The organism is Amycolatopsis sp. SID8362 (genome assembly GCF_010550475.1).
GTDB classification, from domain to species: domain Bacteria; phylum Actinomycetota; class Actinomycetes; order Mycobacteriales; family Pseudonocardiaceae; genus Amycolatopsis; species Amycolatopsis eburnea.
In genome coordinates this window covers 1-9,170 of sequence record NZ_JAAGNB010001265.1, presented here as the reverse complement: position 1 = coordinate 9,170, position 9,170 = coordinate 1, and the positions used below count along the sequence as shown (strand labels likewise).

Sequence of the window (9,170 nt, the reverse complement as noted above, 5' to 3'; positions counted from 1 at the left end):
CGTGGACCCGGTGGCCCGGGTGGGCCCGGCGGCCGTGGCCCTGGCGGTCCGGGAGGCCCCGGTGGCCGTGGTCCGGGTGGGCCCGGTGGCCCAGGCGGGCCTGGGGGTCCAGGTGGACCCGGCGGTCCGGGAGGCCCAGGTGGTCCGGGCGGACCCGGTGGCCCAGGTGGTCCAGGTGGTCCGGGCGGACCCGGTGGCCCCGGCGATTCCTCCGGCCCCGAGTCCCTCGACGGCAAAGGCGGCGGCCTCTGGTACCCGAAGTTCGCCGTCCCGCCGAAGAAGCGCAACTTCTTCCTCGGCTGCGCCCTCACTCCCTACATGTGCTGCACCTGCCAGTTCTGCTGCCGCGATCCCTATCCTGGGCCGTGGAGCGGGAAACCGAACTCGACCGGCGGCTGCGACTGCGGCGGTTGCGCCGGCTGTGACGGGTGTTGCGAGTGCTGCTCCTGTTGCGACTGCAGCTGCTGAAGGGGGCGCGGGATGACGATGGACGACCTGCACGACCGGGGCCGCGAGAACTTCGCGGAGCTGGTCGAAGACGGCGCGAAACGGCTCGACGCGCTGTTCGCGACCGTCCCGGCGCTGGGTGAGCTGGCCGTCGGCACCGTCTACGGCCACCTGCACGAACGTCCCGCGCTCGACAGCCGGACCCGCGAAGCCGCCACGCTGGCCGCGATCGTCGCGGCGGGGATGGTGGGGCCGCCGCTGAGCGTCCACCTGCGCACCGGCCTCGCCTCGGGGCTGTCGCCCGCCGAAGTCTGCGAAGTGGTCGTCCAGACGGCCGCGTTCGCCGGGTTCCCGCGCGCCGTTTCGGCGGCCGACCAGCTGAACCGCCTCTTCGAAGGCCACGGGCTGCCGATCCCGCCGCCGCCCGCCCCGCGCGAGGTGGTGCTGGCCTACCTCGCCGAACCCCCGGCGGAGGTCGCCGAGGTGCTGGCGGCGTTCCCGCGCACCGAAGCACAGGCGACCGGGCCGGACCGCGTCCTGGTCTCCTGCTTCGGGGCCGACGACGTCCCCGGGGCCGTGCTGCACTGCTCCGTGACCGGCGGCGAAGTGACGTCCGTGACGGTGTTCCGACCCTCCTGACCAGGGCCGACGGAAATTGTCGGTGGTGCGTCGTACTCTGGTCGACGTGGCTTTCGCAACCGAACACCCCGTGCTCGCCCAGTCCGACTTCCGGCCCGTCTCGGAGATCCCCCGGACCGGCGGCCGCTTCGAGGTGGTCAGTGACTACCAGCCCGCCGGTGACCAGCCGGCGGCCATCGACGAGCTCGAACGCCGGGTCAACGCCGGCGAGAAGGACGTCGTGCTCCTGGGCGCCACCGGCACCGGCAAGTCGGCGACCACGGCGTGGCTGATCGAGCGCGTCCAGCGGCCGACACTGGTGATGGCACCGAACAAGACCCTCGCCGCGCAGCTGGCGAACGAACTGCGCGAACTGTTCCCGCACAACGCGGTCGAATACTTCGTCAGCTACTACGACTACTACCAGCCCGAGGCGTACATCGCGCAGACGGACACCTACATCGAGAAGGACTCGTCGATCAACGACGACGTCGAGCGGCTGCGGCACTCGGCGACGATGAACCTGCTGTCGAGGCGGGACGTCATCGTGGTCGCGAGTGTCTCGTGCATCTACGGCCTGGGCACGCCGCAGTCGTACCTCGACCGGTCGTCCAAGCTCGAGGTCGGCATGCAGCTGGACCGGGACGTCTTCCTGCGCGCGCTGGTCGACGTGCAGTACACGCGCAACGACATCGCGTTCGCGCGCGGCACGTTCCGCGCGCGGGGCGACACGGTCGAGATCATCCCGGCCTACGAAGAACTCGCGATCCGGGTCGAGTTCTTCGGCGACGAGGTCGAGAAGCTCTACTACCTGCACCCGCTGACCGGGGACATCGTCAAGGAGGTCGACGAGGTCCGGATCTTCCCGGCGACGCACTACGTCGCGGGCCCGGAGCGGATGGAAAAGGCGATCCAGGGCATCGAGAAGGAACTCGAAGAACGCCTGGCGGAGCTGGAAAAGCAGGGCAAGCTGCTGGAGGCGCAGCGGCTGCGGATGCGCACGGCCTACGACATCGAGATGATGCGGCAGGTCGGGTTCTGCTCCGGCATCGAGAACTACTCGCGGCACATCGACGGCCGCGGGGCGGGTTCCGCGCCGGCGACGCTGATCGACTACTTCCCCGAGGACTTCCTGCTGGTGATCGACGAGTCGCACCAGACGGTCCCGCAGATCGGCGGCATGTACGAAGGCGACATGTCCCGGAAGCGGAACCTGGTGGAGTACGGCTTCCGGCTGCCGAGCGCGGTCGACAACCGGCCGCTGACCTGGGAGGAGTTCTCCGACCGGATCGGGCAGACGGTGTACCTCTCGGCGACGCCGGGGCCGTACGAGATGGGGCAGGCCGGCGGCGAGTTCGTCGAGCAGGTCATCCGGCCGACCGGCCTGGTCGACCCGAAGGTGGTCGTGAAGCCGACCGAGGGTCAGATCGACGACCTGGTGCACGAGATCCGCGAGCGGGCGGAGAAGGACGAGCGCGTCCTGGTCACCACGCTGACGAAGAAGATGGCCGAGGACCTCACGGACTACCTGCTGGAGCTGGGGATCCGGGTGCGGTACCTGCACTCGGAGGTCGACACGCTGCGGCGCGTCGAGCTGCTGCGGCAGCTGCGGGCGGGCGACTTCGACGTGCTGGTCGGCATCAACCTGCTGCGCGAGGGTCTCGACCTGCCCGAGGTGTCGCTGGTGGCGATCCTCGACGCGGACAAGGAAGGCTTCCTCCGCAGCGGGACGTCGCTGATCCAGACGATCGGGCGCGCGGCGCGGAACGTGTCGGGCGAGGTCCACATGTACGCGGACAAGATCACCGACTCGATGCGGCACGCGATCGACGAGACGGACCGCCGCCGCGAGAAGCAGGTCGCGTACAACAAGGAACGCGGGGTCGATCCGCAGCCGCTGCGGAAGAAGATCGCGGACATCCTCGACCGGGTGTACAGCGAGGCGGAGGACACCGAGCAGGTCTCGGTCGGCGGCTCGGGCCGCAACTCCTCGCGGGGCAAGAAGCCCGAGCAGGGCGACCGGGTGCGCAGCTCGGGGATGCTGGTCGACAAGGACGTCTCGGCGATGCCGCGCGCCCAGCTGGCGGACCTGATCCAGCAGATGACCGACCAGATGATGCAGGCGGCCCGCGACCTCCAGTTCGAGCTGGCGGCCCGGCTGCGCGACGAGATCTCCGACCTGAAGAAGGAGCTGAGGGGCATGGACGCGGCCGGCATCAAATAGCCGGGTGCCGCCCGAGGTCGTGGCTCGACCTCAGGCGGTGGCGCTCTCGTCCGGTTGCAGCAGGCCGAAGACGTTGCCCTCGGTGTCGTTGCAGTAGGCCAGCCACCCGACGCCCGGAACCGGGTTCTTCGGCAAGGCCAGCGTCCCGCCGGCATCGGTGACGGCATCGAGCGACGCGTCAAGATCGGTCACGGCGATCGTGTTGACGAACCCGTGCACCGGCGCCGACGCCTCGGGGGCCGGGCCCTGCCGGGGCAGGAGCCCGCCGTCGATCCCGTTGCCTTCGCCGGTCGAGATCACCCAGTACGGAGCCTCGCCCCAGCGTTCGAACTTCCAGCCGAACACACTCGTGTAGAAGGCCACCGCGCGATCGGGGTCGCCCGCGTGGATCTCGAAGTGGACGGGACGAGGCATGGCGCCTCCTCGGGCCGGGCCGTCAGGTGCCGTGAGACTACGCCCGGCCCGGCGAAAGCTACAGCCGTGGCCGCGCCGTCAGGGTGAGGTCCGCGTCGAACTCGGGGAACCCGGCCGGCGCGCTACGAGCCGTCAACGCCGAAGCCGTCGGCAAGCCGGCCCAACGGCGGATCGTCGCCGTCGCCGCCGCGGCTTCGGACGGGGGCAGCTGGGCGATCTTCGACCCGTGGTTGCCGCCCTGCACGTAGTAGCGGTACGAGTCGCGGCTGCCGAAGCCCAGCTCGAACGGCTCCGCGCCCCACGGGTCGTTCGAGCCGTACACGAACAGCAGCCGCTGGCCGCGGGACTTCACCCAGAAGTCGATGTCCGGCATGGCCGCGTAGTCGAAGCGGGGGAGACGGATCGACGACGGCACGAACGTCTTGGGCTGGTCGGCGCCCGGGTAGCGCAGCAGGTCGCGGAGGTAGCCGTCGTACGCCTCGGGGGAGCCCAGCTGGACCGCCGCCTGGTAGTAGTACGGGATGTACGGCGCCAGGTCCTGGTCGGAGTACGTGTTGAGGCTCTCCACCTTCTCGTACCAGGCGTAGACCTCCGCCGCGGGTGCGCCCGCCTTCGGGACCGTCGCGCAGTCCGCCTGCTTCTGGTACTGCCAGAACGCGAAGTACGAGTCGATCACCGAGATCTCGAGGGACTTGTCGGCCGAGCCGACGATCGAGAACGTCAATCCGCGACTGGCCGCGTCGGCCGCGGCGATCACGCCCAGCTCGTCACGTCGCTTGAGCGCGTCTCGCTGGATCGCCTTCAGCGCGTCGCGGCACGCCGGGTCGTCGCCGACGCGGGAAAGGAACCGGTTGTAGACGTCGACCGGGTCGATGACGTCGTTGGGGGCGACGTACGGGATCGTCGCGTCGACGTCGTCGGGGAAGAAGCGGCGGAAGTACGTCGCCGTCATGCCGCCCTTGCTGCCGCCGGTCGCCAGCCACTTGCCCGGGTAGATCGCCTTGAACGCCTGGACCGCGCGGTGCTCGTCCGCGGCGGCCTGCCAGATCGTCAGCTGCTTCGCCCAGTTCTCCGGCTCCGGCCGCGAAGGCGTGAAGTAGCGGTACTCCATCGAAAGCTGGTTGCCGTCGACGATCTGGGTCGGCTCGGACCGGTTGGGGGAGCCGCTGACGTTGTAGCCGCTCGTGTAGGCGACCGTCGGGGCGGTGAAGTCGCGGTGCAGCAGGGTGAACCGCTGCTGGAACGTGCCCGCGCCGGGGTGGCGGTGGTCGGCGGGCTGGGTGTAGGTGAGCTTGAAGAACCGGTAGCCGGCCGGGGCCGGGTCCTCCGACGTGATCGTCAGGCCCGGGATCTTCTGCAACTCGGCCTTGATGTCCGGCGCCGCCGCGGCGGCCGGGGCCAGGCCCGCCATCGCCAGCAGGACCGCGCCTGCGGTGAACAGTCTGCGCATCGAGCACCCTCCCCGGCTCAAGACCTTCTGTGGGACCCTCACAGAACCGGCCGGGGTCGGCAATCGGCTGTCCGGGCGCAGATCCGGTGAGGACCCGACTTTCGGCGGGTGCGGCCGGCGGCGGGTCGGCGTCCTCAACCGTGCGCGGTCGCGGGCACCGTGCGAGTTGTCCGCGTGATCGGCGCCACGTTACCGTCCGAAGCCGTAGGCACCGGCATCGAGCGAGGGGTCCGCCATGAAGGTTTCCGACTGTCCTACGACGCAGGTCGAAGTCCGCATCGAAGCGTCACCGGACGAGGTCTGGTCCTGGCTGCTGGACGTCGACCTGCCCGCCCGGTTCTCGAACGAGTTCCAGGGCGGCGGCTGGGTCGAAGGTTCCGAGCCCGGCTTGGGCGCGCGGTTCCGCGGCCGCAACTCCCACCCGGTCGCCGGGGAGTGGGAGACGGTCTCGACGGTGACCGGCTACGAGCCGGGGCGGCTGTTCGCGTGGGCCGTGATGGACGTGACCAACCCCGCCGCGTCGTGGAAGTTCGAGATGATCCCGGACGGCGACGGCACCGTCCTGCGCCAGTGGGCCCAGATCGGCCCCGGTCCGTCCAACCTGACGACCATCATCGGCTCGATGCCCGAGCACGAGGACGAGATCGTCGCGATGCGCCTCGGCGAGCTGCAGGCCAACATGCAGAAGACCGTCGAAGGCATCAAGGCCCTCGCCGAAAGCGGCGTGCGCGCCTAACGCAGCACGCGGTCCACATAGGACTTGACGGCGGCCAGCGCGGCGGGTGACCGCCACTGCCGTTCGACCTCCGGGTCGTCGGAGTGGCGGTACTCGGCGATCCGCTCGTGGAAGGGCTGCCGGATCTGGGCCTTGGTGTGCGCGAACGCCTCGGCCGGCAGGTCGCCGAGCCGGGTCGCGACGGCCAGTGCGCGGTCGAGCACCTCGTCCGGCGCGGCCAGCTCGTCGACCAGGCCGCGGGCGAGCGCGTCCTCGCCGCCGTACGTCGAACCCGCGTAGGTGAGCGACGGCAGCGGGGCCGTGCCGTAGGCGCAGCGCAGGATCTCCAGCGCGGCCAGCGGGAACGGCACCCCGACCAGCAGCTCGGTCACGCCGATCGTGCCGGTGCCGAGCACGCGGTGGTCGCACGCGGCGGCGAGCACGGCACCGCCGGCGATGGCGTGCCCGTTCAGCGCGGCGACGACCGGACGCGGGCAGCCGAACACCGCCAGCAGCGCGTCCGACAGCAGCGGGAGGAACCGCGACACGTACGGGGCGCCCCCGTCGTCGACCCGCTTGAGGTCGACGCCCGCGGAGAAGACCCGTCCGGTGCCTGTGAGCACGACCGCGCGGGCCTGCTCGACCTCCTCCAGCCGCAGCACGAGCTCGCGGCACGAGTCCGTGTCGAGGGTGTTGCCGCCGCCGTGGTCGATCCGCAGCACGGCGATGTCCTGGTGGCTCTCCAGCGTGATCGGCACGGGGCCGACCGTAACGGCTCAGGTTTGCCCGCTCAACCGGACGACGCCGAAGTGCTCGCGGCGCGCCAGCTCGGCGACTTCGTCCAGGGTCGGCAGCCGGCCCGCGGGGAACCGCAGCCCGATCTCCCGCCCGGCCCGGCGCAGGCCCAGCTCGGTGATCCGGGTCAGGTAGGTCCGCGCGACGGCCGCCTCGTCCTCGACGAGCAGGCCGCGCATCGGCGTGGTCCGGCCGGCGTACGTCACCGAGACGTCGGCGCCGCCGCGGAAGTTGGCCCGCCAGCCCGCGGGCGTCAGCGCGTAGAGGCCTTCGGCGTCGCGGTGCGCGGTCACCGGCACGCGGTAGGCCCGCCCGGTCCGGCGGCCGGCGAACGCGAGCAGCATGAACTCGCGGACGCCGCGGCCGAGCGGACTGGGCAGGACCCGCCGCAGCACCACGTTGAGCGTCTTCACCAGCGGCGCGGGCGGCTGGTGCCATTCCACCACGGTGGTCATTTCCGCAGCGTACGCCGGTTGCGGGCGTCAGCTGGTGATGTCTTTTTGAGCGAACCGCCGCCCGGCGTAGAGGAAGAACACCGTCCCGTAGATCACCGCCGACAGCAGGCCGCTCGCCAGGTTGGTCCAGTCGACGTCGGTCGAGATCAGGTCCATCCACGAGAACGCGTAGTGCGTCGGCAGGTAGTTCCGGAGCCCCTCCAGCGCGGTGATCTGGTCGAGGATCTGCGACAGGATCGCCACCAGCACCGCGCCTCCGACCGCGCCGAGCGGGGCGTCGGTCGACACGCTCAGCGCGAGCGCCAGCCCGGCCACCCACGCCAGCTGCAGGATGATGTACACAGTGGACAGTGCGATGGCCAGCAGGCTGTCGCCGAAGGACACCGCGTCCCCCGTCGGGCTGATCGCGTCGCCCGCGCCGTACCAGATCAGGCCGACGACCAGCGACATCACCGGCAGCAGCACCAGCGCGAACGCCGAGAGCAGCCCGGACACGATCGCCTTCTGCCGCAGCACCCGCTGCCGCGGCACCGGCACGGCCAGCAGGTACTTCAGGCTCGACCACGACGCTTCGCTCGCGATCGTGTCGCCGAAGAACAGCGCCACGATCATCGGCAGCAGGAACGTCCCGGACACGAACAGCGCCAGCACGACGAAGTTCGGCGCCGACGCCGTGGCCAGGTCGACGAACCCGCCGCTGCGCCGGTTCGGGTTCGACTGCCCGAGCTCGAACGCGATCACCAGGATGAACGGCAGGATCGCGACGAACCCGAGCAGGAACTGCGTGCGCCGCCGCTTGAGTTGGCGCCGCAGCTCGACGCCGAGCCGCAGCGTCCGGCGCGCCGAATAGCCCTCGACCGCGCCGTCCGGCCCGACGCCGGCGTGTTCGGCCGAAGCGACGTCGCTCAGTTCGTCGAGCGCGTGCGGATCGGTGTGCACACCCTCGCTCATGACTCATCTCCGACCAGTTGCAGGAACGCGTCTTCCAGCCGGCGCCTCGGCCCGGCTTGCTCCACCGCGACGCCGGCGCGCACCAGCGCGGCCACGCCTTCGGCCCGCGGCAGCTCGCCGAGGTTCGCGTGCACGAACTCGCCCTCGACGTCGACGTCGGTGACGCCGCTGAGAGCCTTGAGCGCCGCCGCGGCCGCCGCCGGGTCGTCGACCCGGAACGTTGCCTCGCCACCGGCCGCGGCCAGCTCGCCGACCTCGCCCGAGGCCACCAGCGAACCGCGGTGCATCACCACGACGTGCGTGCAGGTCTGCTCGACCTCGGCCAGCAGGTGGCTGGACACCACCACGGTGCGGCCGGTCGCGGCGTACCGCTTCAGCACCTCGCGCATCTGGTGGATCTGGGGCGGGTCGAGCCCGTTGGTCGGTTCGTCGAGCACCATCAGCTCCGGCAGGCCGAGCATCGCCTGCGCGATCGCCAGCCGCTGCCGCATGCCCTGGCTGTACGTCCGCACGCGGCGTTCGACGGCCGAACCGAGCCCGGCGATCTCCAGCGCCTCCGCGAAGTGCGCCTTCTCGTCCGGACGGCCGGTGGAAGCCCAGTACAGCTCCAGGTTCTCCCGGCCGGACAGGTGCGGCAGGAACCCGGAACCTTCGACGAACGAGCCGATCCGGGACAGGACCGGCGCGCCCCCGGTGATCTTGTGCCCGAACACGCGGATGGTGCCCGCGGTCGGCGTGATCAGGCCCATCAGCATCCGCAACGTGGTCGTCTTGCCCGCGCCGTTCGGCCCGAGCAGGCCGAGCACCTGGCCCGGCTCGACGCGGAACGAGAGGTCCTTCACCGCGACGAACCCGCCTGCGTACTGCTTGCGCAGCCCCTCGATGACCAGCGGGGTCGTGGCCAGTTCCGGGTCGACATCGGTGGCCCGGCGCCGCCGCAGCGCCGCGAAGAGCACCGCGGCCAGGCCGATCGCCAGCGTCACGCCGATGCCGACCAGCTGACCGATCGGGGCCGGCGAGCCGACCGACGTCCCGGGCACGACCGGCACGGCCAGCGCGGTCCCGCTCGCCAGCGCGATCCGGAAGACCGCGGGCGAGGCC

Annotated in this window: 9 protein-coding genes; 3 read left to right on the top strand and 6 right to left on the bottom strand. The window is 71.0% G+C overall.

The features are described 5' to 3' along the window. Positions 1 to 480: 480 nt before the first annotated feature. On the top strand, positions 481 to 1,086 hold the full coding sequence (locus G3I65_RS39040; RefSeq protein WP_160700538.1) for a carboxymuconolactone decarboxylase family protein: 606 nt from the start codon (positions 481 to 483) through the stop codon (positions 1,084 to 1,086). 46 nt (positions 1,087 to 1,132) lie between these two features. Beyond that, a complete protein-coding gene (gene uvrB, locus G3I65_RS39035; RefSeq protein ID WP_163046827.1) occupies positions 1,133 to 3,289 on the top strand; it encodes an excinuclease ABC subunit UvrB in 2,157 nt (718 codons plus the stop codon). Between the two features lie 30 nt (positions 3,290 to 3,319). Here the strand turns inward: uvrB and G3I65_RS39030 are convergent, their stop codons facing one another. Next, a complete protein-coding gene (locus tag G3I65_RS39030) occupies positions 3,320 to 3,703 on the bottom strand; it encodes a VOC family protein (protein WP_160700536.1) in 384 nt (127 codons plus the stop codon). A 58-nt stretch (positions 3,704 to 3,761) separates the two neighbouring features. Continuing rightward, a complete protein-coding gene (locus G3I65_RS39025) occupies positions 3,762 to 5,153 on the bottom strand; it encodes a S28 family serine protease (RefSeq protein ID WP_160700535.1) in 1,392 nt (463 codons plus the stop codon). A gap of 235 nt (positions 5,154 to 5,388) precedes the next feature. Between G3I65_RS39025 and G3I65_RS39020 the strand changes: the two genes are divergently transcribed. Next, on the top strand, positions 5,389 to 5,889 hold the full coding sequence (locus G3I65_RS39020) for an SRPBCC family protein (RefSeq protein ID WP_160700534.1): 501 nt from the start codon (positions 5,389 to 5,391) through the stop codon (positions 5,887 to 5,889). On the opposite strand, the gene G3I65_RS39015 is transcribed toward G3I65_RS39020, so the two are convergent. The 4 genes from G3I65_RS39015 to G3I65_RS39000 form a co-directional block, all read right to left on the bottom strand. Continuing rightward, entirely contained in the window at positions 5,886 to 6,626 is a 741-nt protein-coding gene (locus G3I65_RS39015) for an enoyl-CoA hydratase/isomerase family protein (protein ID WP_160700533.1), read from the bottom strand. The two genes, G3I65_RS39020 and G3I65_RS39015, sit on opposite strands and share 4 nt — an antisense overlap. An 18-nt stretch (positions 6,627 to 6,644) precedes the next feature. Next, positions 6,645 to 7,118 carry a hypothetical protein gene (locus tag G3I65_RS39010; RefSeq protein ID WP_160700532.1) on the bottom strand — a complete coding sequence of 158 codons (474 nt, stop codon included), beginning with the start codon at positions 7,116 to 7,118 and terminating at the stop codon, positions 6,645 to 6,647. 27 nt (positions 7,119 to 7,145) lie between these two features. Beyond that, positions 7,146 to 8,069 (bottom strand): ABC transporter permease, encoded by a 924-nt coding sequence (locus tag G3I65_RS39005; RefSeq protein WP_160700531.1) that lies wholly within the window; start codon positions 8,067 to 8,069, stop codon positions 7,146 to 7,148. Next, positions 8,066 to 9,170, bottom strand: a 1,105-nt coding sequence (locus G3I65_RS39000) for an ABC transporter ATP-binding protein (RefSeq protein WP_160700530.1), incomplete at its 5' end; no start/stop codon positions are given. The genes G3I65_RS39005 and G3I65_RS39000, both read right to left, overlap by 4 nt.

Bases quoted from the DNA above. Each gene is read 5' to 3' on its own strand.
- G3I65_RS39020 (WP_160700534.1), top strand. From the start codon at position 5,389: ATGAAGGTTTCCGACTGTCCTACGACGCAGGTCGAAGTCCGCATCGAA.
- G3I65_RS39010 (WP_160700532.1), bottom strand. From the start codon at position 7,118: ATGACCACCGTGGTGGAATGGCACCAGCCGCCCGCGCCGCTGGTGAAG.
- G3I65_RS39030 (WP_160700536.1), bottom strand. From the start codon at position 3,703: ATGCCTCGTCCCGTCCACTTCGAGATCCACGCGGGCGACCCCGATCGC.
- G3I65_RS39005 (WP_160700531.1), bottom strand. From the start codon at position 8,069: ATGAGCGAGGGTGTGCACACCGATCCGCACGCGCTCGACGAACTGAGC.
- G3I65_RS39025 (WP_160700535.1), bottom strand. From the start codon at position 5,153: ATGCGCAGACTGTTCACCGCAGGCGCGGTCCTGCTGGCGATGGCGGGC.
- G3I65_RS39040 (WP_160700538.1), top strand. From the start codon at position 481: ATGACGATGGACGACCTGCACGACCGGGGCCGCGAGAACTTCGCGGAG.